Annotated in this window: 22 protein-coding genes and 1 riboswitch; of the genes, 10 read left to right on the top strand and 12 right to left on the bottom strand. The window is 56.1% G+C overall.

Annotated features, from left to right (window positions below):
* Positions 1–12: 12 nt before the first annotated feature.
* Positions 13–4,236, top strand: a complete 4,224-nt coding sequence (rpoC, locus tag FHW74_RS22390) for a DNA-directed RNA polymerase subunit beta' (RefSeq protein ID WP_183172498.1) — start codon at positions 13–15, stop codon at positions 4,234–4,236.
* Positions 4,237–4,293: 57 nt separating this feature from the next.
* Here rpoC and FHW74_RS22385 read toward each other — a convergent pair whose 3' ends face one another.
* Together FHW74_RS22385 and FHW74_RS22380 are read right to left on the bottom strand one after the other, a co-directional pair.
* Positions 4,294–4,611: a PTS lactose/cellobiose transporter subunit IIA gene (locus FHW74_RS22385; RefSeq protein ID WP_183172497.1), complete on the bottom strand. Its 318-nt coding sequence runs from the start codon at positions 4,609–4,611 to the stop codon at positions 4,294–4,296.
* A 2-nt stretch (positions 4,612–4,613) separates the two neighbouring features.
* On the bottom strand, positions 4,614–4,919 hold the full coding sequence (locus FHW74_RS22380; RefSeq protein ID WP_183172496.1) for a PTS sugar transporter subunit IIB: 306 nt from the start codon (positions 4,917–4,919) through the stop codon (positions 4,614–4,616).
* A 193-nt stretch (positions 4,920–5,112) separates the two neighbouring features.
* On the opposite strand from FHW74_RS22380, the gene FHW74_RS22375 reads away from it, so the two are divergent.
* The gene (locus FHW74_RS22375; protein WP_183172495.1) at positions 5,113–6,438 is read left to right on the top strand and encodes a PTS sugar transporter subunit IIC; all 1,326 of its coding nucleotides are present in this window, start codon (positions 5,113–5,115) and stop codon (positions 6,436–6,438) included.
* Between the two features lie 14 nt (positions 6,439–6,452).
* The gene (locus FHW74_RS22370; protein ID WP_183172494.1) at positions 6,453–7,766 is read left to right on the top strand and encodes a 6-phospho-beta-glucosidase; all 1,314 of its coding nucleotides are present in this window, start codon (positions 6,453–6,455) and stop codon (positions 7,764–7,766) included.
* Here the strand turns inward: FHW74_RS22370 and FHW74_RS22365 are convergent.
* The gene (locus FHW74_RS22365; protein WP_183172493.1) at positions 7,743–8,486 is read right to left on the bottom strand and encodes a GntR family transcriptional regulator; all 744 of its coding nucleotides are present in this window, start codon (positions 8,484–8,486) and stop codon (positions 7,743–7,745) included. The genes FHW74_RS22370 and FHW74_RS22365 overlap by 24 nt on opposite strands.
* An 88-nt stretch (positions 8,487–8,574) precedes the next feature.
* Here FHW74_RS22365 and FHW74_RS22360 point away from each other — a divergent pair, with 88 nt between their 5' ends.
* Positions 8,575–9,720, top strand: a complete 1,146-nt coding sequence (locus FHW74_RS22360; RefSeq protein WP_183172492.1) for an SIS domain-containing protein — start codon at positions 8,575–8,577, stop codon at positions 9,718–9,720.
* A 31-nt stretch (positions 9,721–9,751) separates the two neighbouring features.
* Here the strand turns inward: FHW74_RS22360 and thiH are convergent, their stop codons facing one another.
* From thiH to rsd, 7 genes are all read right to left on the bottom strand, one after another.
* Positions 9,752–10,879, bottom strand: coding sequence for a 2-iminoacetate synthase ThiH (thiH, locus tag FHW74_RS22355; RefSeq protein WP_183172491.1), 1,128 nt, complete (start codon positions 10,877–10,879; stop codon positions 9,752–9,754).
* Positions 10,876–11,646: a thiazole synthase gene (gene thiG, locus FHW74_RS22350; RefSeq protein ID WP_183172490.1), complete on the bottom strand. Its 771-nt coding sequence runs from the start codon at positions 11,644–11,646 to the stop codon at positions 10,876–10,878. Before thiG ends, thiH begins: the two co-directional genes overlap by 4 nt.
* Before the next feature lies 1 nt (position 11,647).
* Positions 11,648–11,848 (bottom strand): sulfur carrier protein ThiS, encoded by a 201-nt coding sequence (gene thiS / locus FHW74_RS22345; protein ID WP_183172489.1) that lies wholly within the window; start codon positions 11,846–11,848, stop codon positions 11,648–11,650.
* Positions 11,832–12,587: a HesA/MoeB/ThiF family protein gene (locus FHW74_RS22340; RefSeq protein WP_183172488.1), complete on the bottom strand. Its 756-nt coding sequence runs from the start codon at positions 12,585–12,587 to the stop codon at positions 11,832–11,834. The genes thiS and FHW74_RS22340 overlap by 17 nt, the downstream gene beginning before the upstream one ends.
* On the bottom strand, positions 12,580–13,215 hold the full coding sequence (gene thiE, locus FHW74_RS22335) for a thiamine phosphate synthase (RefSeq protein WP_183172487.1): 636 nt from the start codon (positions 13,213–13,215) through the stop codon (positions 12,580–12,582). The genes FHW74_RS22340 and thiE overlap by 8 nt, the downstream gene beginning before the upstream one ends.
* Entirely contained in the window at positions 13,215–15,113 is a 1,899-nt protein-coding gene (gene thiC / locus FHW74_RS22330) for a phosphomethylpyrimidine synthase ThiC (RefSeq protein ID WP_183172486.1), read from the bottom strand. Before thiC ends, thiE begins: the two co-directional genes overlap by 1 nt.
* 116 nt (positions 15,114–15,229) lie before the next feature.
* Positions 15,230–15,339, bottom strand: a riboswitch (TPP riboswitch).
* 69 nt (positions 15,340–15,408) lie between these two features.
* Positions 15,409–15,912, bottom strand: coding sequence for a sigma D regulator (rsd, locus tag FHW74_RS22325; protein WP_183172485.1), 504 nt, complete (start codon positions 15,910–15,912; stop codon positions 15,409–15,411).
* A 99-nt stretch (positions 15,913–16,011) separates the two neighbouring features.
* On the opposite strand from rsd, the gene nudC reads away from it, so the two are divergent.
* The 6 genes from nudC (at position 16,012) to FHW74_RS22295 (ending at position 20,376) form a co-directional block, all read left to right on the top strand.
* Entirely contained in the window at positions 16,012–16,788 is a 777-nt protein-coding gene (gene nudC, locus FHW74_RS22320) for an NAD(+) diphosphatase (RefSeq protein WP_183172484.1), read from the top strand.
* A 35-nt stretch (positions 16,789–16,823) separates the two neighbouring features.
* Positions 16,824–17,888, top strand: coding sequence for a uroporphyrinogen decarboxylase (hemE, locus tag FHW74_RS22315; protein ID WP_144133160.1), 1,065 nt, complete (start codon positions 16,824–16,826; stop codon positions 17,886–17,888).
* A gap of 14 nt (positions 17,889–17,902) precedes the next feature.
* The gene (gene nfi / locus FHW74_RS22310) at positions 17,903–18,574 is read left to right on the top strand and encodes a deoxyribonuclease V (protein WP_183172483.1); all 672 of its coding nucleotides are present in this window, start codon (positions 17,903–17,905) and stop codon (positions 18,572–18,574) included.
* Positions 18,575–18,618: 44 nt separating this feature from the next.
* Complete coding sequence (locus FHW74_RS22305) at positions 18,619–19,209, top strand: YjaG family protein (protein WP_125295691.1); 591 nt, start codon at positions 18,619–18,621, stop codon at positions 19,207–19,209.
* Positions 19,210–19,395: 186 nt separating this feature from the next.
* The gene (gene hupA, locus FHW74_RS22300) at positions 19,396–19,668 is read left to right on the top strand and encodes a nucleoid-associated protein HU-alpha (protein ID WP_002438605.1); all 273 of its coding nucleotides are present in this window, start codon (positions 19,396–19,398) and stop codon (positions 19,666–19,668) included.
* 6 nt (positions 19,669–19,674) lie between these two features.
* A complete protein-coding gene (locus FHW74_RS22295) occupies positions 19,675–20,376 on the top strand; it encodes a DUF1481 domain-containing protein (protein WP_183172482.1) in 702 nt (233 codons plus the stop codon).
* 34 nt (positions 20,377–20,410) lie between these two features.
* Here FHW74_RS22295 and purD read toward each other — a convergent pair whose 3' ends face one another.
* Positions 20,411–21,703, bottom strand: coding sequence for a phosphoribosylamine--glycine ligase (purD, locus tag FHW74_RS22290; protein WP_183172481.1), 1,293 nt, complete (start codon positions 21,701–21,703; stop codon positions 20,411–20,413).
* A gap of 10 nt (positions 21,704–21,713) precedes the next feature.
* Positions 21,714–23,303, bottom strand: a complete 1,590-nt coding sequence (gene purH / locus FHW74_RS22285) for a bifunctional phosphoribosylaminoimidazolecarboxamide formyltransferase/IMP cyclohydrolase (RefSeq protein WP_183172480.1) — start codon at positions 23,301–23,303, stop codon at positions 21,714–21,716.
* Between the last annotated feature and the right edge of the window lie 445 nt (positions 23,304–23,748).

The following is a 23,748-nucleotide window of genomic DNA, read 5'->3' as shown; positions in this document are numbered from 1 at the left end:
GGGAGCCAATCCGTGAAAGATTTATTAAAGTTTCTGAAAGCGCAGACTAAAACCGAAGAGTTTGATGCGATCAAAATTGCTCTGGCCTCGCCAGACATGATCCGTTCATGGTCGTTCGGTGAAGTTAAGAAGCCGGAAACCATCAACTACCGTACGTTCAAACCTGAGCGTGACGGCCTTTTCTGCGCGCGTATTTTCGGGCCAGTAAAAGACTATGAGTGCCTGTGCGGTAAGTACAAGCGCCTGAAACATCGTGGTGTGATTTGTGAGAAGTGCGGCGTTGAAGTAACCCAGACTAAAGTGCGCCGTGAGCGTATGGGTCACATCGAACTGGCCTCTCCGACCGCGCACATTTGGTTCCTGAAATCTCTGCCGTCCCGTATCGGCCTGCTGCTGGATATGCCGCTGCGCGATATCGAACGCGTTCTGTACTTCGAATCTTATGTGGTTATCGAAGGTGGCATGACCAACCTCGAACGTAGCCAGATCCTGACCGAAGAACAGTACCTGGACGCGCTGGAAGAGTTCGGTGACGAATTCGACGCGAAAATGGGCGCCGAAGCTATTCAGGCCCTGCTGAAAAGCATGGACCTAGAGCAGGAGTGCGAACAGCTGCGCGAAGAGTTGAACGAAACCAACTCCGAAACTAAACGTAAAAAGCTGACCAAGCGTATCAAGCTGCTGGAAGCGTTCGTTCAGTCTGGCAACAAGCCGGAGTGGATGATCCTGACCGTTCTGCCGGTTCTGCCGCCAGATCTGCGTCCGCTGGTACCGCTGGACGGCGGTCGTTTCGCGACTTCGGATCTGAACGATCTGTACCGTCGCGTGATCAACCGTAACAACCGTCTGAAACGTCTGCTGGATCTGGCTGCGCCGGACATTATCGTACGCAACGAAAAACGTATGCTGCAGGAAGCGGTTGACGCCCTGCTGGATAACGGCCGTCGCGGTCGTGCGATCACCGGTTCCAACAAGCGTCCTCTGAAATCTTTGGCCGATATGATCAAAGGTAAACAGGGTCGTTTCCGTCAGAACCTGCTCGGTAAGCGTGTTGACTACTCCGGTCGTTCTGTTATCACCGTAGGTCCATACCTGCGTCTGCATCAGTGCGGTCTGCCGAAGAAAATGGCGCTGGAGCTGTTCAAACCGTTCATCTACGGCAAGCTGGAACTGCGTGGCCTCGCCACCACCATTAAAGCCGCTAAGAAAATGGTTGAGCGTGAAGAAGCTGTCGTTTGGGATATCCTGGACGAAGTGATCCGCGAACACCCGGTACTGCTGAACCGTGCACCAACCCTGCACCGTTTGGGTATTCAGGCATTTGAGCCCGTACTGATCGAAGGTAAAGCGATCCAGCTGCACCCGCTGGTTTGTGCGGCTTATAACGCCGACTTCGATGGTGACCAGATGGCTGTTCACGTACCGCTGACGCTGGAAGCCCAGCTCGAAGCGCGTGCGCTGATGATGTCTACCAACAACATCCTGTCTCCGGCGAACGGCGAGCCAATCATCGTTCCGTCTCAGGACGTTGTACTGGGTCTATATTACATGACCCGCGACAGTGTTAACGCCAAAGGCGAAGGCATGGTGCTGACGGGCCCGAAAGAAGCTGAGCGTATTTATCGCGCTGGCCTGGCCTCTCTGCATGCGCGCGTTAAAGTGCGTATCACTGAATATGAAAAAGACGCTAACGGCGAATTCGTTGCGAAAACCAGCCTGATCGACACCACCATTGGGCGTGCGATCCTGTGGATGATCGTACCGAAAGGTCTGCCTTTCTCCATCGTCAACCAGGCGCTGGGCAAGAAAGCGATCTCCAAAATGCTGAACACCTGTTACCGCATTCTGGGCCTGAAGCCGACCGTCATTTTTGCTGACCAGACCATGTACACCGGTTTTGCCTATGCAGCGCGCTCTGGTGCGTCCGTAGGTATCGACGACATGGTTATCCCGGAGAAGAAACACGAGATCATCTCCGAAGCGGAAGCCGAAGTTGCTGAGATTCAGGAACAGTTCCAGTCTGGTCTGGTAACCGCTGGCGAACGCTATAACAAAGTTATCGATATCTGGGCTGCGGCGAACGATCGCGTATCCAAAGCGATGATGGATAACCTGCAAACTGAAACCGTTATTAACCGTAACGGTGAAGAAGAGCAGCAGGTTTCCTTCAACAGCATCTACATGATGGCCGACTCCGGTGCGCGTGGTTCTGCTGCACAGATTCGTCAGCTTGCGGGTATGCGTGGTCTGATGGCGAAGCCGGATGGCTCCATCATCGAAACGCCGATCACCGCGAACTTCCGTGAAGGTCTGAACGTACTCCAGTACTTCATCTCCACGCACGGTGCGCGTAAAGGTCTGGCGGATACCGCACTGAAAACCGCGAACTCCGGTTACCTGACCCGTCGTCTGGTTGACGTGGCGCAGGATCTGGTGGTCACTGAAGACGATTGTGGTACCCACGAAGGTATCATGATGACCCCGGTTATCGAGGGTGGCGATGTTAAAGAGCCGCTGCGTGATCGCGTTCTGGGTCGTGTGACGGCGGAAGACGTGCTGAAGCCGGGCACTGCTGACATTCTGGTGCCGCGTAATACGCTGCTCCACGAACAGTGGTGTGACGTGTTAGAAGCTAACTCTGTTGATGCGGTTAAAGTTCGCTCGGTTGTATCCTGCGATACCGACTTCGGCGTGTGCGCGCACTGCTATGGTCGTGACCTGGCGCGTGGCCACCTGATCAACAAAGGTGAAGCTATCGGCGTTATCGCGGCACAGTCCATCGGTGAGCCGGGTACACAGCTGACGATGCGTACCTTCCACATCGGTGGTGCGGCATCCCGTGCGGCTGCTGAATCCAGCATCCAGGTGAAAAACAAGGGTAGCATCAAGCTGTCTAATGCCAAGTCGGTTGTTAACTCCGCTGGCAAGCTGGTTGTGACCTCTCGTAACACCGAGCTGAAGCTGATCGACGAATTCGGTCGTACCAAAGAGAGCTATAAAGTGCCTTACGGTGCTGTTATGGCGAAGGGTGATGGCGAGCAGGTTGCCGGCGGCGAAACCGTTGCCAACTGGGACCCGCACACCATGCCGGTTATCACCGAAGTAAGTGGTTTCATCCGCTTCACGGACATGATCGACGGCCAGACCATTACTCGTCAGACCGACGAGCTGACCGGTCTGTCTTCGCTGGTGGTTCTGGATTCCGCTGAACGTACCGCAGGTGGTAAAGATCTGCGTCCGGCGCTGAAAATCGTCGACGGCAGCGGTAACGATGTTCTGATCCCTGGCACCGACATGCCTGCGCAGTACTTCCTGCCGGGTAAAGCGATTGTTCAGCTGGAAGACGGCATTCAGATCAGCTCAGGTGATACCCTGGCGCGTATTCCTCAGGAATCCGGCGGTACCAAGGATATTACCGGTGGTCTGCCGCGTGTTGCGGATCTGTTCGAAGCGCGTCGTCCGAAAGAGCCGGCAATCCTGGCGGAAATCAGCGGTATCATTTCCTTCGGTAAAGAAACCAAAGGCAAACGCCGTCTGGTGATCACGCCGGTTGATGGTAGCGATCCGTACGAAGAGATGATTCCGAAATGGCGTCAGCTCAACGTGTTCGAAGGTGAACGCGTTGAACGCGGCGACGTAGTGTCTGACGGCCCGGAAGCGCCGCACGACATTCTGCGTCTGCGTGGCGTCCATGCTGTGACCCGTTACATCACTAACGAAGTGCAGGACGTTTACCGTCTGCAGGGCGTTAAGATTAACGATAAGCACATCGAAGTTATCGTTCGTCAGATGCTGCGTAAAGCAACCATCGTTAACGCAGGCAGCTCCGACTTCCTGGAAGGCGAGCAGGCTGAATACTCCCGCATCAAGATCGCTAACCGCGAACTGGAAGCGAACGGCAAGATTGGCGTGACTTACGCGCGCGATCTGCTGGGTATCACCAAAGCCTCTCTGGCAACCGAGTCCTTCATCTCCGCGGCATCGTTCCAGGAGACCACTCGTGTGCTGACCGAAGCAGCGGTTGCGGGTAAACGCGACGAACTGCGCGGCCTGAAAGAGAACGTCATCGTGGGTCGTCTGATCCCGGCCGGTACCGGTTATGCGTACCACCAGGATCGTATGCGTCGTCGTGCTGCGGGTGAACTCCCGGCTGCACCGCAGGTGACTGCAGAAGACGCAACTGCCAGCCTCGCAGAACTGCTGAACGCAGGTCTGGGTGGTTCTGACAACGAGTAATCGTGCTCAGCTAATAAAAAAACCCGCTTCGGCGGGTTTTTTTATGGCTAAAAGAAATCAGTTAACTGGTGGCAACCGTCGATAAAGCTCGATTAAATCCTCCGCCAGATCCTGAATCACCATGGCGTTCATCAGGTGATCCTGAGAATGCACGGTAATCAGATTCACCGGCAGCTTGCCGGAGCCTTCATCCATACCAATAAGCTGGGTTTGAATTTTATGGGCCTGCTTAACATACTCGCGTGATTGCGTCATCGCCTGTTCAGCGCCGGAAAAGTCGTTGCTTCTGGCCATCCGTAGCGCGCTGAGCGCTTCGCTACGCGCCGCACCCGCATTAACCAGCAGCTCCATAATAATGGTTTCCAGATCGTCCATGGTTACTCCAGTAGTTTCAGGGCCTTTTCCAGTACCACATCGCCTTTCATCATGCCGTAATCCATCATATCGATGACCGCGACTTTCTTGCCCTGCGGATCGGCAAGCGCCTGAAGTTTAGCCTGTTCATACTTCACCTGCGGGCCGAGCAGAATAATATCCGCGCTGTCGAGGTTCTCCTTAAACTCGGCGACAGGCACCGCTTTAATCGATACCTCAACCCCTTTTTTCTGCGCGGCGTCCTGCATGCGTTGCACTAACATGCTGGTGGACATCCCGGCAGCACAACATAAAACGATGTTCTTCATAGTTCACATCCACGATTGGCGTTTATTAGCATGATAATTATCGTTGCCGCTGGCAGACAACAACCGAATTGATACGAATGTGTGCAAGCTATCACAAAACAAACATAGTGGATTGACAGTCTCCCTGGACGCGAATAGGCTAAATTTAAGTGGTATATACCACTAATATATAAATTATCATTCAGGTATTCATATGAATAACTTCACAGAGCTTATGGAAAGAAAGATATTGCCGCTGGCAATGAAGATTGAAGGGAATGATTATCTTTCTGCCATCAAGGATGGCTTTATTCGTATCATGCCCTTTTTGATTATTGGTTCTTTTTTCTTATTAATTGCTAATTTACCCCTTCCCGGCTACAACGAATTTATTATTCATATCTTCGGTAATAAACTTATTGGCCGGTTAAATTACGTACTGGATGCCACTTACTCCATTATGGCGCTGTTGGTGGTGGTGAGCACCAGCGTCAGCCTGGCGAAGCGTTGGCAACTCAATGAAATTTCCTGCGCATTGATTTCGCTGGTGAGTTTCCTGATTGTCACGCCTTTTCGCGCGCCGGTAGAGAATGGCGTTATTGCTGATGTGATCCCAGTTTCCGCGCTCGGGGCGCAGGGGCTCTTTTTATCGCTTATCGTGACCCTAATTGCGGTGCGTTTGTACCGGCTGTTAAACCATCCGCGTCTGACTATCCAGATGCCCGCCAGCGTTCCGCCAGCGGTGGCTAACAGCTTTAGCTCGCTGATACCGTCATTGATTATTGTGGTGATGTTTTGGCTGGCGCGACTGCTGTTCGAAATAACGCCCTTCGGTACCGCCCAGGAGATGATTTTTAAAGTATTGCAGGCACCCATGATGGAGTTGGGCAATACGCTGCCGTCGCAGATGATCGCCGAGTTCTTTGTCAGTTTCTTCTGGTTCTTCGGTTTGCATGGCGATTCCATCGTTACCGCTATTATGGGCCCGATTTGGCGCTCGCTGACGCTGGAGAATATGCAGGCGATGAAGCAGGGTTTGCCGCCCGTCAATATCATCACCCAACAATTCCGCGATGTATTTCTGATTTGCGGCGGCACGGGCTTTACGCTGGCGATGCTACTGGTGATGCTGTTTAAAGCAAAAAGTAAAAGGATGCGTGAAATAGCGAAGCTGGCTTCTCCGGCGGCAATATTTAATATCAATGAGCCCATTATATTTGGCGTACCCATTGCGCTAAATCCGGTGTTATTTATTCCGTTTATTATCGTGCCCGTGATTTTATGCGTTATCACTTACAGCGCCATGAGTTTTGGATTGCTGCCGTTAACCTCCGGTCTGGAAATTCCCTGGACCACGCCCATCTTTATCAGCGGTTTTTTAATTTGCGGATGGAAAGGCATGCTCTTTCAGGCCATTAATCTGGCTGTGGCCATGGCAGTTTATTATCCCTTCGTGATGGCTCTGGATCGGCAATATCTACGTGAAGAAAACGCCAGCGAACAACAACCCGCAGCTGAGCAATCGCTGGCTACGGAATAATGAAAGGAACCGGTATGAGTAAAAAACTGAAAATCGTCACCATCGGCGGCGGTAGCTCTTATACGCCAGAAATCATCGAAGGGTTTATTCAGCGCTACGATGAAATGCCCATCCGTGAAATCTGGCTGGTAGACGTCGAAGCCGGGCGTGAAAAGCTCAACGTCGTGGGAAGTCTTGCAAAGCGTATGGTTGAGGCGGCGGGGATCGATTGCCAGGTCCATCTCACACTGGATCGGCGCGAAGCACTAAAAGATGCTGATTTTGTCACCACACAGTTACGCGTCGGGCAACTGGATGCGCGTATCAAGGATGAACGTATCCCGCTTTCTCACGGTCTGATCGGTCAGGAGACCAACGGCGCAGGTGGTTTTGCTAAGGCGCTACGCACCATCCCGGTGATTCTGGATATTTGCCGCGACATGGAGGAGCTGTGTCCCGATGCGTGGCTCATCAACTTCACCAATCCCAGCGGCATTGTTACCGAAGCCGTGTTGAAGCACAGCAACATTAAATGCATCGGCCTGTGCAACCTGTCGCAGTCGATGCAGCGTATGGTGGCGGAAATTCTCAACGTTGATAAATCCCGTTTTCTACTGCATCTGACCGGGCTTAATCACTTCCTGTATGGCACTCATGTGTATATGGATGGCAAAGACGTGATGCCCGAGGTGCTCAAAAACCTTAAATACGACAGCGCCCATAAGCCGAAAAACATCCCGGATATTCCGTGGTTACAGGAACAAATCCAGCATCTGGGCGTTATTCCGTGTCCTTATCATCAGTATTACTACGCCACCAGCGATGTACTGGAGACGCAGCTCCAGGAGTTTGCGGAACACGGTACCCGGGGAGAAGTGGTGCAAAAAGTCGAACATGAACTGTTCGAACTTTATAAGAACCCGGCGCTGCACGATAAGCCCAAACAGCTGGAACAGCGGGGCGGGGCGTATTACTCCGAGGCGGCGTGCGAACTTATCAGCGCCATCCATAACGATAAAAATCTGTTGATGACGGTAAATGTGCGGAATAACGGCGCCATTCGTTCTTTACCGGATAATGTCGCCATTGAGACCACCTGCGTTATCGGGCGTTATGGCGCGATCCCGTTGAATAACGATCCGCTGCCGCCCACGGTCTGTGGACTGGTGTCGTTAATGAAAGCCTGGGAAGAGATGGCGGTTGAAGCCGCCGTGACGGGGGATTACGGCGCGGCATTACAGGCGCTCACGCTCAACCCGCTGGTGCCGTCCGGCAAAGTTGCCAAAGTGGTGCTGGACGAACTTCTCGAGGCGCACCGCGCCTACTTACCCCAGTTTTTCCGGGAATAACGACTTACGGCTGCGCATGCGGAACAGGTCGCCACGGTTATAGCTCCAGGAATAGTTAAATACCGTGCCGTCCTCAAGCCAGGTGCTCTCTTTGATATGCAGCATCGGCGAATGGGCGGTGATTTCCAGCAGGGCAGCCATCTCCGGGTCAAACAGACTGGCGCTGACCAGGGCGTCAGAGCCGCCAATTTTCTGGCCGCACTTTTGCTCGATAAAGGCATACAGCGAATGGTTCTGGAGTACGTCATCGTCAATCACGTCGACAATCGCCAGCGGAATATAGCTGTCTTCAACCATCACCGGGACACCATCGAAAAGCCGGACGCGGCGGATGCCATGCACCGGTTCGCTCTCCGGCAAGCCAAACTGGTTCGCCAGATAGGTGCCCGCCGTTTGTTGGACGTGGTAAATGAGGCGGCTGGTAATGGTCACTTTACCGCGCAATTCGTGGGTCACCCCGAGCGAGCTGCCTTCTCCGCTGGGATTGAGCAAATACACCGGCTGGGGAAACGCGCGACTCACAAACGTGCCTTTTCCGACAATTTTCTTCACCAGCCCTTCCTGCTCCAGTTGTGCAATGGCTTTTTGCACGGTGGCGCGCGTCACCTGATATTTCTCTGCCAGCTCACGCTCCGACGGGATCAGTGCGCCCACCGGGTATTTTTGGCTATGAATATCACGTTTCAGGGTGTCGCGAATAAGGATATACAACGGTTTCATGGCGTCCCCGGTAAGAATGATGCGGTTGTCGGCTGGCTAAAGCGTCGTTCCGGCAAGGCGTAAATTCAGCAACAGATGGAAAATAATCATGTTAAATCATAATGAAGCATACTGGCAGCAAAAAGGCGCCAGCCTGACGGTTAACGCCATTCTCAATCAGCCCCGTTTATGGCAGCAAGGATTCGAGCAGATCAAACAGCAGCAGCGCGAGATTACCGCATTCTGGCAGGCTTGCTCTCCCCACGCGCGCATCCTGATCACCGGCGCGGGCTCGTCGCTGCTTGCCGCCCAGGCGGCCCTCAACCTGCTGCGTAGCGTGGTGTCCCGGCCTGTAGAGGTCATTCCGGCGACGGATTTGATCCTGCAACCGCACGCGATGACATCAGATTGTGTGCTGGTGTCTGTCAGCAGCTCCGGGAATACGCCGGAAACGGTCAACGTCACACAGCAGATTTTATCCGCTGCGCCGCAAACGCCTTACCTGGCCATCACCATTAATAGCGCCAGCACGCTGGCGCAGTTAGCCGGGCAGTCATCGTCACGGCTGTGTATTCCCTCGCCGCAAGGCACGTCGAATGGCAGTTTCGCCGCCACATCAGAATTCACCCTTCCGATGTGGTACGTGATGTTGCTACTGGCACCGGAACGGTGGTCTGAGGCGGAGCGCGTGCTGCCGGTACTGCAACGCGGCGCGCGTTATTTTTTCGAGCATCAGGCTGCTGGTATCGAGCGGTGGGCTGGCGAACGGCGCAATAATGTGGTGGCGCTGGGGTCGTTATCGTTAAAAGCCATCGCCTGCGAAACGAGCCTTAAACTGCTGGAAATGGGCAATGGGCAGGTGATGACCGCCTGGCATTCAATGCTTGAGTTCCGTCATGGCCCCAAGCTTATTGTGAACCGGGATGCCACGGTGGTGGGCTATCTGGCGGCGAACCGCGATATTTATCGTTATGACAAAGATATGCTGGTGGAGTTAACGCGCGAACGCAGCCCACACGCGCAGATCGTCGCTATCGGGCACGATGCGGCGTCGGATGCCGCACAACTGGGCGATCGTTATTTCCATTTCGCGAGCCCGGAGCTGGCGGAGTTCCACGAGTCCTGGGCTGCGATGCTGTACGTATTGTTTGCGCAGCTGGCGGGGCTTTATTGCGCCATCGAACGGGGCGTGACGCCGGATATGCCGTCACATGACGGGAAAGTGGCCAAGGTGGCGAAAGTCACCGTCTATTAATAAGCAGGGCGGCAGCGTGCCGCCCAACATATTAGTGCGCCTCCCGGCCCAGATGGCTGTCCCAGTCTTTCCATACCGGCTGAATGCCCGAACGGCTCAGCGCAGCGGCGACCTCGTCCGGCCTGCGCGCGTCATGCGGCGCGAACTGCTCCAGCTCGGGATGGTCGTCGGCATAACCGCCGGGCTGGGTTTTCGAAAACGCGCTGACGCTGGTGATCGCCAGTGGGATCACGTTATCGCGAAACGCCGGGGATTCGCGGGTCGATAGCGATAGCTCCACCTCCGGAGCCAGCAGGCGGAATGCGCAAATGGTCTGCACCAGCTGGCGCTCATCCATAATCGATGCCGGTTCTACGCCGCCGGTACAGGGACGCAGGCGCGGAAACGAGATGGAGTAACGGCTTTTCCAGTAGTGCTGTTGCAGCCAGAGCAGATGCTCCGCCACCATATAGCAGTCCACGCGCCAGCTGTCAGAAAGGCCAATCAGCGCGCCCAGGCCGATCCGGTCGATCCCGGCGCGCCCCAGGCGATCCGGCGTTTCCAGCCGCCAGAAAAAATCCTGCTTGTTGCCGCGCAAATGGTGCCGGGCATATACCGCCTCGTGATAGGTTTCCTGATAGACCATCACGCCATCCAGTCCCAGGGTTTTCAGCTCGGCGTATTCCTGTTCCGCCAGCGGCTGCACTTCCATTTGCAGTGAGGCGAACTGCTGGCGGATTGCCGGAAAATGGGTCCGGAAATAGTCCATGCCGACTTTGCTTTGATGCTCGCCTGTCACCAGCAAGAGATGATCGAAACCCAACGCTTTGATGGCCGCGCATTCACGCGCAATTTCATCGGCATCCAGCGTCTTGCGTTTAATGCGGTTGCTCATTGAAAACCCGCAGTAGGTGCAGTCGTTAGCGCACAGATTGGACAGATACAGCGGCACATAAAAGCTGACGGTATGGCCGAAGCGTTGGCGAGTCAGGCGCTGTGCCTGGCGGGCCAGCGGTTCGAGATACGCGTCGGCGGCAGGGGAGAGCAGCGCCATCATCTCTTCGCGTCCGGGACGAGGGCAGCGCAATGCGCGTTCAACATCATCAGGCGTTTTGCTGTTAATACGCAGCCGGATATCGTCCCAGTCCAGCTCGCGCCAGCGGTCAGTGAAGGTTTTCATCGCGCCTCTCCCAGAAACTGGGTTAACGGGCTGGAGGCTTCGGCGCGCCACTGTCGCGCGCCCAGACCGGCATCGCGCGCGGTCACGCCTGCCTCCACCGCCAGACGAAACGCCTGCGCCATCGCCACCGGATCGTCGGCCACGGCAATGGCGGTGTTCACCAGCACCGCCGATGCGCCCATTTCCAGCGCTTCGCAGGCGTGGCTTGGCGCGCCGATACCGGCATCCACCACCACCGGCACCGTGGCCTGTTCGATAATGATGTTGAGCAGGGCGCGAGTTTGCAGCCCCTGGTTAGAGCCAATCGGCGCGCCAAGCGGCATCACCGCCGCGCAGCCCACCTCCTCCAGGCGCTTGCACAGCACCGGATCGGCGCCGCAGTAGGGCAGCACCACAAAGCCCGCTTTCACCAGTTGCTCGGCGGCAAGCAGCGTTTCGACAGGGTCGGGCAGCAGATAACGCGCGTCAGGATGGATTTCCAGCTTTACCCAGTGGGTGCCCAACGCTTCACGGGCCAGTTGCGCGGCGAAAACCGCCTCCTGGGCGGTTTTGGCGCCGGAGGTATTGGGCAACAGCGTGACGCCCAGCGCCTGTAAGGGGGCAAGGATAGCGTCCTGATGATGGCGCAAATCCACGCGCTTCATCGCCATGGTCACCAGTTGGCTGCCGCTGGCGCGCAGGGCGTCGGTCATCAACTGCGGCGAAGCGAATTTCCCGGTTCCGGTAAACAGATGGGAATCAAAGACTTTATCAGCAATGCGTAACATATTAGCCTCCGGCAATAACCTGAAAAAGCAGCACGCTATCGCCGTCCTGCAAAACATGTTCTGGCCACTGGCTGCGTGGCACGATGGCGTCGTTGACCGCCAGGGCGATGCCCGGTTTCAACAGCCCTTGCTGCTCCAGCAGCCTGTGCAGCGTGATGGCCTCGGCGCAGTCGGTCTGCTGGTCGTTAAGCGCAATCCGCATGGCGACCTCCGCATACCGGGCAGTGTGGCGCGGGTTGCAGGTTTAACGAGCGCCACTGATGACGGCGACCGTCAAACAGCCTCAGTTGGTTATGCGAGCCGGGAATACCGCTCAGCAGCTTGATGGCTTCCAGCGCCTGTAGCGTGCCCATCACGCCGACCACCGGGCCGAGTACACCCGCCGTGCGGCAATTGCGTTCCGGCTCGGCGTCGTCCGGCCATAAACAGCGGTAGCAGCCGTGTCGCCAGGGCGGCGTCAGCACCATCAACTGCCCGCCAAACCCCACGGCGCTGGCGCTGATCAGCGGCTTATCCAGCGCTACGCAGGCGGCGTTGACCGCCTGGCGGGTGGTCATGTTATCGCTGCAATCCAGCACCACATCGACACGGGCGACGGCGCTGTGCAACGCATCGCCCGCCAGACGCTGCGCCAGCGCCTGGATCGCGATCTGCGGATTAAGCTGTTGCAGACGATGCTGGCTGGCGGCGGCTTTGCTGGTGCCGATGTCCTGGGAGGTAAACAGGATCTGGCGCTGGAGATTGCTTAAATGCACCTCGTCGTCGTCCGCCAGTATCAGCGTACCGACGCCTGCTCCCGCCAGATACAGCGCGGCAGGGGAGCCCAGCCCACCGAGGCCGATAATCAGCACTCGCGCGTTTTTCAGACGCTGTTGCCCGTCAACGGCGATATCCTCCAGCAGGATTTGCCGGCTGTAGCGCATAAAATCGTGATCATTCATCGCCCGCTCCCGCCAGTTTCAACAACTGCGCCGTGGCAGCTTGCCAGTCCTGCGCCTGCGTGATGGCGCTGACCACCGCAATACTGCCGACGCCCGTGGCAAGCACCGCCGGGGCGCGTTCAAGAGAGATACCGCCGATGGCGACCGTTGGGTAATCCCCCAGCCGCTGCACATGGGCGGTCAGTTGCTCAAGGCCTTGAGGCGAGGAGGGCATCTGTTTGGTTCGGGTGGGGAACACGTGACCGAGCGCGATATAGGAGGGCTGCGCCTTCAGCGCGATATCGATTTCCATATCGTCATGCGTAGAAACGCCAAGTCGCAAACCGGCGGCGCGGATTGCTTCAAGGTCGGCGGTTTCCAGATCTTCCTGGCCCAGATGCACGCCGTAGGCCTGATGCTTAATCGCCAACCGCCAGTAGTCATTGATAAACAATCGCGCCTGATAGCGGCGGCCTAAAGCGATGGCGTCAATAATGTCGCCCTCGACCTCATCGTCCTGCTTATCTTTGATTCGCAATTGTAGCGTGCGAACGCCCGCGTCCAGCAGACGCGCTATCCACGCGACGCTATCCACCACCGGGTATAAACCCAGCCGTTTTGGCACCGGCGGAAACAGAGGTTGCACCATTACGCCTCCTCCTGACGCAGATAGATTTCACCGCCTTTAGCGCGGAAGTTGTTTGCCATATCCGTTAAGCCGGCGTCGCGCGCCTGCGCCGCCGCGTAGTCGCGCACTTCCTGAGTAATTTTCATCGAACAGAATTTCGGGCCGCACATCGAACAGAAATGGGCGACTTTACCGGATTCCTGCGGCAGGGTTTCATCGTGATAAGCGCGGGCGGTAAATGGATCCAGCGCCAGGTTGAACTGATCTTCCCAGCGGAATTCAAAGCGTGCTTTCGACATTGCGTTGTCGCGGATCTGCGCGCCAGGATGGCCTTTAGCCAGGTCGGCGGCGTGGGCGGCGATTTTGTAGGTAATCAGCCCCTGCTTTACATCTTCTTTATTCGGCAAGCCCAGATGCTCTTTCGGCGTGACGTAGCACAGCATCGCGCAGCCGAACCAGCCGATCATCGCCGCGCCAATACCAGAGGTGAAATGGTCGTAGCCCGGCGCGATATCGGTGGTTAGCGGCCCGAGGGTATAAAATGGCGCTTCATGGCAATGCTCCAGCTCTTCGGTCATATTGCGGCGGATCATCTGCATCGGCACATGACCGGGGCCTTCAATCATCACCTGCACATCATATTCCCAGGCGATTTTGGTCAGCTCGCCCAGCGTGTGCAGTTCGGCGAACTGCGCTTCATCGTTGGCATCCTGAATCGAGCCGGGACGCAGGCCGTCGCCCAGCGAGAGGGAAACGTCATAGGCCGCGCAGATTTCACAGATCTCGCGGAAATGCTGATACAGGAAATTCTCCTGATGATGAGACAGGCACCACTTCGCCATAATTGAGCCGCCGCGCGACACAATCCCGGTCAGGCGTTTGGCCGTCATCGGCACGTAGCGCAACAGTACGCCCGCGTGGATGGTGAAGTAGTCGACGCCCTGTTCGGCCTGCTCAATCAGCGTGTCGCGGAACATCTCCCAGTTGAGGTTTTCGGCGATGCCGTTCACTTTTTCCAATGCCTGGTAAATCGGCACCGTCCCGATCGGCACCGGGCTGTTGCGCAGGATCCATTCGCGGGTTTCATGGATATAGCGGCCTGTGGACAGATCCATCACCGTATCCGCGCCCCAGCGCGTGGCCCACACCAGTTTTTCCACCTCTTCTTCAATGGACGACGTAACGGCGGAGTTGCCGATATTGGCGTTCACTTTCACCAGGAAATTGCGCCCGATGATCATCGGCTCCAGTTCCGGGTGGTTGATATTGGCGGGGATAATGGCGCGACCGGCGGCCACTTCATCGCGGACAAACTCCGGCGTGATGTTGTCTGGCAACTGTGCGCCAAAACCGACACCCGGATGCTGCTGGCGTAGCACGGCGGCGCGAATGCGCTCCCGGCCCATATTTTCGCGGATGGCGATAAATTCCATTTCCGGCGTCACGATGCCCTGACGCGCATAGTGCAGCTGCGTGACGCGGCGGCCCGCTTTGGCGCGTTGCGGTGTCAGCAGACCGGTGAAGCGCAGTTCATCCAGGCCTTCATCCGCCAGGCGTTCACGGGTATAGGCGGAGCTTAATGAGGGCAGGGATTCGGTGTCATCGCGTTCGGCTATCCAACGGCTGCGCAGTTTGCCAAGACCGGCGTGAACGTCAATCCGCACCGCCGGGTCGCCATAGGGACCGGAGGTGTCATAGACCGGCACCGGCTCGTTGGGCTCATAGCGCGGCGCATCCTGATTGCCGCCGATAAGCGTTGGGCTCAGTTGGATTTCACGCATCGGCACCCGAATATCATCGCGTGAGCCTGTAAGATAGATGCGTGACGAATTCGGGAAAGCGGTGCCTTCCAGGGTATCGATAAAGTGTTGGGCCTGTGCGCGGGTTTCACGACGGTTTGGTTTGGTAGTAACAGACATAGCGCGTTCCAGTTAATCAGCAGGAAAGGGCTTGTCAGAACAACGGAGGGAGTAACAGAACCTGTGCGTTTGAGGTGCGGCAACTTCCGAAAAGCCGGCGCAACAGAGCAGGTTTATGCTGAATTACTCTTGTTCCCTTCGCAGGTATTAACCTGATCAGGTTCCGCGGATCCCGAATTAACGGTCTCAGCCCGTGCTCGCGCACTGGGCACTCCGACAAGAAAAAACCTTGATTACGGACGGTAAGCGTCAGCAATCAAGGGCATAAATAAACTACGCGTTAACGATCCGGAGTTCAAGCCGGACGTGCCACTACGCTGTCATCGTTGGCGCTCTCTTTGAGATCGTTATCAAAAGCGAGAACGATGAGTTTGTCTTCCAGCGCGAAACGCGACGCCATCGCTTCGCCGATGTCCGACAGCGCGGTCTGGAATTCCAGGCAATTATCGTGGTCGATGGCGCTTTCCAGGTGGGTATCGTAATAATCCATAATTTCCTGGGTATTCGCTTCCAGAAGGGGGTAGATTTGAGTGGCGGCCAGCAGCGGGCTGGTGCCCTCCATCTCGTTGATGATGCGCTCATAAATATTGAAGTGGCCGGCGGACAGGTAATCCACCAGGGCGTGGCAAAAATCGTCCAGCGCTTTTTCATCTAACGCGGTAACCGCTTCTTTACCCGGTTTAATGCCCACTAAATTGTAATAGGAGACCAACAGGTGGTTGCGGGCATTCAGCCAGTAATCGACCAGTTCGTTACTACCACCGACGCGCTCTGTCAGGCTCTTCAGCTGATTTAGCATGATTGACTCCGTAAGCTATAAAATTTAATTGTCCAACAACCCAAAATGTAAAAATAATGTTAACAACATGCCAGTGAAGCTGAGGTAGTGCAACTAATTATGGAACGGCTATTAGAAAAAATAGACTATGGCTGGTGGATAGTCAGCCATGAACAAAAATTATGGTTACCAAAGGGAGAGTTGCCTCACGGTAATGCTGAAAATTTCGGCCTGACCGGGCAGATGGCTGCGCAAATTGGGGTCTGGGAAGGCGAGCCAGTATGGCTGGTCCGCCAGGCGAAACGCCAGGATATGGGCTCGGTTCGCCAGGTCATCGATCAGGACGTCGGGCTGTTTCAACTGGCGGGCAGAGGCGTGCAGTTAGCGGAGTTTTACCGCGCCCATAAGTTCTGCGGCTACTGCGGACACGAGATGCATCCCAGCAAAACCGAATGGGCAATGTTGTGTCATCACTGCCGTCAGCGATATTACCCGCAAATTTCCCCTTGCATCATTGTGGCAATCCGCCACCAGGATAAAATCCTGCTGGCTCAACACACCCGCCACCGCAACGGTTTGTACACCGTGTTAGCCGGTTTTGTCGAAGTGGGCGAAACCCTGGAGCAGGCGGTGGCGCGTGAGGTGATGGAAGAGAGCGGGATCACCGTGAAGAACCTGCGTTACGTGACGTCCCAACCCTGGCCTTTTCCGCAGTCGCTGATGACCGCGTTTATGGCGGAATACCACAGCGGCGAGCTGAAGATCGACCCCAAAGAATTGCTGGATGCAGGCTGGTATCGCTTTGATGATTTGCCCCTGTTGCCGCCGCCGGGCACCGTTGCCCGCCGCTTAATTGAAGACACGGTGGCGCTGTGCCGGGCCGAGTACGGCTCGTGATACACTGGCCCCTTGTCGCTTAAGGAAATGCAAAAATGACCGAACTGAAGAACGATCGTTACCTCCGTGCGCTGCTGCGCCAGCCCGTAGACGTCACGCCGGTATGGATGATGAGACAAGCAGGCCGTTATTTACCGGAATATAAGGCCACCCGCGCCGAGGCCGGGGACTTTATGTCGCTGTGTAAAAACCCGGAGCTGGCATGTGAAGTGACGCTCCAGCCGCTGCGTCGTTTCCCGCTGGATGCGGCCATTCTCTTTTCGGACATCCTGACCATTCCTGACGCCATGGGCCTCGGGCTCTATTTTGAGACCGGCGAAGGCCCGCGTTTTACATCGCCCATCACCTGTAAAGCCGATGTGGATAAGCTGCCGGTTCCCGATCCGGAGCAGGAGCTGGGTTATGTGATGAACGCGGTGCGGACTATTCGTCGCGAACTCAAAGGTGAAGTGCCGTTAATCGGTTTCTCGGGTAGCCCGTGGACGCTGGCGACCTATATGGTGGAAGGCGGCAGCAGCAAAGCCTTTACCGTGATCAAAAAGATGATGTACGCCGATCCGCAAACCCTGCACAACCTGCTGGATAAACTGGCGCAAAGCGTCACCCTGTACCTCAACGCGCAAATCCGCGCCGGTGCGCAGGCGGTAATGATTTTCGATACCTGGGGCGGCGTGTTGACCGGGCGCGACTATCAGCAGTTCTCACTTTATTACATGCACAAAATCGTCGACGGCCTACTGCGCGAGCAGGACGGCAAACGCGTGCCGGTAACGCTGTTCACCAAAGGCGGCGGCCAGTGGCTGGAGCTGATGGCGGAAACCGGCTGCGATGCGCTGGGCCTGGACTGGACTACCGATATCGCCGATGCACGCCGTCGCGTCGGCGATAAAGTGGCGCTGCAGGGGAATATGGACCCGTCCATGCTCTACGCGGCCCCTGAGCGCATCGAACAGGAAGTAGCGTCTATACTTGCTGGTTTCGGCCAGGGTGAAGGCCACGTCTTTAATCTTGGGCACGGTATTCATCAGGATGTGCCGCCAGAGCACGCGGGTGCGTTTGTCGAGGCGGTGCATCGCTTATCAGCGCCTTATCACAAGTAAACCGAGGAGGGGGAATGGATCTCGCTACGCTACGCGATCAACAACGGGAACTGGCGTCGCAGGTGATCCGCGAGGATCGGCTGTTACAGGATCCACCGCGCTTGATCGCAGGCGCGGATGTTGGATTTGAACAAGGCGGCGAAGTAACCCGGGCGGCGATGGTGCTGCTCAAGTACCCCTCTCTGGAGCTCGTGGAATATCAGGTGGCGCGTATCGCCACCACCATGCCTTATATTCCCGGCTTCTTATCCTTTCGCGAGTATCCCGCGCTGCTAAAAGCGTGGGAAATGCTGTCACAAAAACCCGACCTGCTGTTTGTCGATGGCCATGGTATTTCGCATCCGCGCCGCCTGGGCGTTGCCAGCCATTTCGGCCTGCTGGTGGATGTGCCGACTATCGGCGTGGCGAAAAAACGCCTGTGCGGCAAGTTTGAGCCGCTGGATGAAGAGCAGGGCGCGCTGCAACCGCTGATGGATAAAGGCGAACAATTGGCGTGGGTATGGCGCAGTAAACGACGCTGTAATCCGTTGTTCATCGCCACAGGTCATCGTGTCAGCCAGGACAGCGCGCTGTTGTGGGTTCAGCGCTGCATGGCGGGTTACCGGCTTCCTGAGCCGACGCGCTGGGCCGATGCGGTGGCATCCGGGCGGCGGGCGTTTGTTCGTTGGCAGGAAATTCAGGGGTGATTCAGGTACACTCCCGCACAATATTCGGTTTATGAGAGTCCACTATGTTACAAAACCCGATTCACCTGCGCCTTGAGAAGCTGGAAAGCTGGCAGCACGTGACATTTATGGCGTCGCTGTGTGAGCGGATGTATCCCAATTACGCCATTTTCTGCCAGCAAACCGGCTATGGTGATGCGCATTTATACCGCCGTATTCTGGATTTAATCTGGGAAACGCTGACGGTCAAGGATGCGAAGGTGAACTTTGACTCTCAACTCGATAAACTCGAAGAGGCAATTCCCGCTGCGGATGACTACGATATTTATGGCGTTTATCCGGCGATCGATGCCTGCGTCGCACTGAGCGAGCTGGTGCATTCCCGGTTAAGCGGCGAAACGCTGGAGCATGCCGTTGAAGTCAGCAAAGCGTCTATCACCACTGTCGCCATGCTGGAGATGTCGCAGGCCGGTCGCGAAATGACCGATGAAGAGCTGAGAGTTAACCCGGCTGTTGAGCAGGAATGGGACATTCAGTGGGAGATTTTCCGCCTGCTGGCTGACTGCGAAGAGCGCGATATAGAGCTTATCAAAGGCCTGCGGGCCGACCTGCGTGAAGACGGAACCAGTAATATCGGTATAAATTTGCAGCAATGAGACAATAAAACGTGACTTATCACCTGTTTTGTCTCACCTGAAGGCTTCCAATTGGCCCCCCGTCTGGTCTACATTTGGGAGGCGAAAAAAAGTGGCTATCGGTGCGTGTATGCAGGAGAGTGCTTTTCTGGCATTTTCGTCGCACTCGATGCTTAGCAAGCGATAAACACATTGTAAGGATAACTTATGAATAAGACTCAATTGATTGATGTAATTGCGGACAAGGCTGACCTGTCTAAAACCCAGGCTAAAGCAGCACTGGAATCCACTCTGGCTGCAATTACTGAGTCTCTGAAAGAAGGCGACGCTGTACAACTGGTTGGTTTTGGTACCTTCAAAGTGAACCACCGCGCTGAGCGTACTGGCCGCAACCCGCAGACCGGTAAAGAAATCAAAATCGCCGCAGCAAACGTGCCGGCATTTGTTTCTGGTAAAGCTCTGAAAGACGCTGTTAAGTAATTCGCTGTGACGGCAAAAGGTTTTAACGAAGGGGCGATATCGCCCCTTTTGTTTACCTGGCGTTCACTGGCTCTGGCAGCCGGTGCGCTGTTGCTCACCGCCTGCAGCCGCCATTCCGACCTTCCTCCTTTTACCGCCAGCGGTTATGCCGCCGATCAGGGCGCAGTAAGGATCTGGCGTAAAGACGACAGCAACGACGCGGTGCGTATGCTGGTGGTGTTTAGCCCCTGGCGGGCCGGTACGACCACGACCCGCGAATACCGCTGGCAGGGCGAGTCGCTCGCGTTCATTGAAACCAATATCTATTCCAAACCGCCGGAGCATGTGAAGGTGCGTTTTGATGATCACGGCGAGCTGAGCTTTATGCAGCGCGAAGTGGACGGTCAGAAGCAGCAACTCTCCGACGATACCATCGCGTTGTATCGCTATCAGGCCCAACAAATGCGCACGACCAGCGACGCGTTACGCGCCGGCAACGTGGTGCTAAGACAAGGGCGCTGGCATGCCAACCGCACGGTCACTACCTGCGAAGGGGAAACCCTCAAGCCCGCGCTGGATGATGTTGCGATAAGCCATATCGAACGCCGTCAGGCGCATTCTTCCCTTGAAGTGAGTGTAGCGTGGCTGGAAGCGCCGGAAGGCACCCAACTGCTCCTGGTGGCCAACCAGGATTACTGTCACTGGCAGCCGAAAGCGGCGACGTTCTGAAGGCAGTAAAAAGCCGCCCGTAGGCGGCTGATGTTTATTTTGCGTTTTCCCGCGCGATGGCGCGATAGCCGATATCACTGCGGCTAAAGCTGCCGTCCCAGTGAATATCCTTCATTAACGCGTAAGCGCGCTGCTGGGCCTGCGCCACGCTGTCTCCCAACGCGGTAACACACAGCACGCGCCCGCCGTTGGTGAGCACGCGATCGTCGTCCGCCAGTTTGGTGCCCGCATGGAACACTTTCCCGTCGGCAACGTCTTCTAATGGCAGACCGTGAATTTCATCGCCGGTACGGTAGTCGGCAGGATAACCGCCCGCCGCCATCACCACGCCCAGCGAGGGACGCGCGTCCCACTGGGATTGCACCTCGTCCAGTTTGCCGTCGCAGGCCGCCAGGCACAGCTCCACCAAATCAGACTGCAGACGCAGCATAATCGGCTGTGTTTCCGGATCGCCGAAGCGGCAGTTGAATTCGATAACCTTCGGGTTGCCTTGCTTATCGATCATCAGCCCGGCATACAGGAAACCGGTATAGGTATTGCCTTCCGCCGCCATACCGCGCACGGTCGGCCATATCACGCGCTCCATGGTGCGCTGGTGGACATCGGCCGTCACCACCGGGGCAGGGGAGTAGGCGCCCATACCGCCGGTGTTTGGCCCGGTATCACCGTCGCCGACGCGCTTGTGATCCTGACTGGTGGCCATCGGCTCAACATGCTCGCCGTCGACCATCACAATGAAGCTGGCTTCTTCGCCGTCCAGGAACTCTTCCACAACGATACGGTGCCCCGCGTCGCCAAAGGCGTTACCGGCCAGCATATCCTTGGCGGCAGATTCGGCTTCTTCCAGCGTCATGGCGACAATAACGCCTTTGCCTGCCGCCAGACCGTCGGCTTTAATCACGATCGGTGCGCCTTTCTCACGAATGTACGCCAGTGCAGGTTCTACTTCGGTAAAGTTCTGGTATTCCGCCGTCGGGATGTTATGACGCGCCAGGAAATCCTTGGTGAAAGCTTTAGAACCTTCCAGTTGCGCGGCGCCCTGGGTTGGGCCGAAGATTTTCAGCCCGGCGGCGCGAAACGCATCCACCACGCCTACCACCAGCGGCGCTTCCGGGCCGACAATGGTCAGATCGATTTTTTCATTCTGCGCGAAGCTCAGCAGGCCAGCGATATCCGTCGCGTTAATCGCCACGTTCTGTAATGCCGGCTCCAGCGCGGTCCCGGCGTTGCCCGGTGCGACAAACACGGTAGATACGCGTGGCGACTGGGCCGCTTTCCAGGCCAGCGCGTGTTCGCGCCCGCCGTTGCCAATGACTAATACTTTCATTCTCAGATCCTTAGTGGCGGAAGTGACGCATATCGGTGAAGATCATCGCAATGCCATGCTCATCGGCGGCGGCAATGACTTCATCATCGCGGATAGAGCCGCCAGGCTGGATCACACAGCGGATACCCACAGCCGCAGCGGCGTCGATGCCGTCACGGAACGGGAAGAACGCGTCGGACGCCATTGCGGAACCTTTCACTTCCAGTCCTTCATCGCCTGCTTTAATCCCGGCGATCTTCGCGGAGTACACGCGGCTCATCTGGCCTGCGCCAATGCCGATGGTCATATTTTCTTTGGCATACACGATGGCGTTGGATTTCACGAACTTCGCCACTTTCCAGCAGAACAGCGCATCACGCAGTTCCTGCTCGGTCGGCTGACGTTTGGTCACCACGCGCAGGTCGCTTTCGCTCACCATACCTAAATCGCGATCCTGCACCAGTAAACCGCCGTTGACACGTTTGAAATCCAGGCCCGGTGCGCGCTGCTGCCACTGGCCGCATACCAGAACGCGAACGTTCTGTTTGGTCGCGGTGATCTTCAGCGCTTCTTGCGAAGCTGACGGCGCGATAATGACTTCAACGAACTGGCGGGAGATAATGGCCTGCGCGGTCTCCGCATCCAGTTCGCGGTTAAACGCGATGATGCCGCCGAACGCGGAAGTGGGGTCGGTTTTATAAGCGCGATCGTAGGCTTCAAGAATGGAATCATTGACCGCCACGCCGCACGGGTTAGCGTGCTTCACGATCACACATGCCGGTTCGCTGAACTCTTTCACGCACTCCAGCGCCGCGTCGGTATCGGCGATGTTGTTATAAGAGAGCGCTTTGCCCTGCACCTGAGTGGCTGTCGCCACAGAGGCTTCTTTAATTTCTTCTTCTATATAGAAGGCAGCGTTCTGATGGCTGTTCTCGCCATAACGCATATCCTGCTTTTTAATGAAGTTCAGGTTCAGCGTACGGGGGAAGCGACCCGCGGGTGCTTTGCTCTCACCGTGATAGGCGGGAACCAGGCTGCCAAAATAGTTGGCGATCATGCTGTCGTAGGCCGCGGTGTGCTCGAACGCTTTGATCGCGAGATCGAAACGGGTCTCCAGCGTCAGGGAACCGTCGTTGGCATCCATTTCATTAATAATGGCGGTGTAGTCGCTGCTCTTGACTACGATGGCGACATCTTTATGGTTCTTGGCGGCGGAGCGCACCATGGTCGGGCCGCCGATATCGATATTCTCGACCGCATCTTCCAGTGAGCAGCCTTCACGCGCTACGGTCTGCGCGAACGGATACAGGTTAACGACTACCATGTCGATTGGCGCAATAGCATGTTCAGCCATAATTGCGTCGTCCTGGCCGCGACGGCCCAGAATGCCGCCGTGAACTTTAGGGTGCAGCGTTTTGACGCGTCCATCCATCATCTCCGGAAAACCGGTGTAGTCAGACACTTCGGTTACCGGCAGGCCTTTATCTGCTAACAGACGGGCTGTGCCGCCGGTAGACAGCAGCTCCACACCACGTTGGGAAAGCGCCTGAGCGAATTCGACAATACCGGCTTTATCAGAAACACTGAGCAGAGCGCGGCGCACTGGACGACGTTGTTGCATGGTAAATCCCCTGGATTTGACGATTACAGAGAGCGTTAGCTGAATTTTTCATTAAAAACTCAGCTAACGCCCCTCGCGGGGCATCCTTGTTTTAGCGCGGGCATTGTAACGAAAACGTTTGCGCAACGCTCGCGAATTTTTAGAATTTCGATGGGATGTGGATAACTCTGTGTGTAAATGGGTATAAGGCGGGGTTTTGCTGTGGAATGCAGCAGTCAGTCATTTTTCTGTCATTTTCCTGTTGCGGCGACAAAAGAACTCCCTATAATGCGCCTCCATCGACACGGAACATGTGAACAACATCACAATGTAACGGCGGAGGTTGAAGAGAAAAATCCTGAAATTCAGGGTTGACTCTGAAAGAGGAAAGCGTAATATACGCCACCTCGCGACAGTGAGCTGAAAGCCGCGTCGCAACTGCTCTTTAACAATTTATCAGACAATC

It is taken from the genome of Atlantibacter sp. RC6 (assembly GCF_014193285.1).
Lineage (GTDB): Bacteria > Pseudomonadota > Gammaproteobacteria > Enterobacterales > Enterobacteriaceae > Atlantibacter.
Note: the sequence above shows the minus strand (reverse complement) of the source record. Positions and strands in the feature narration are given on the sequence as shown.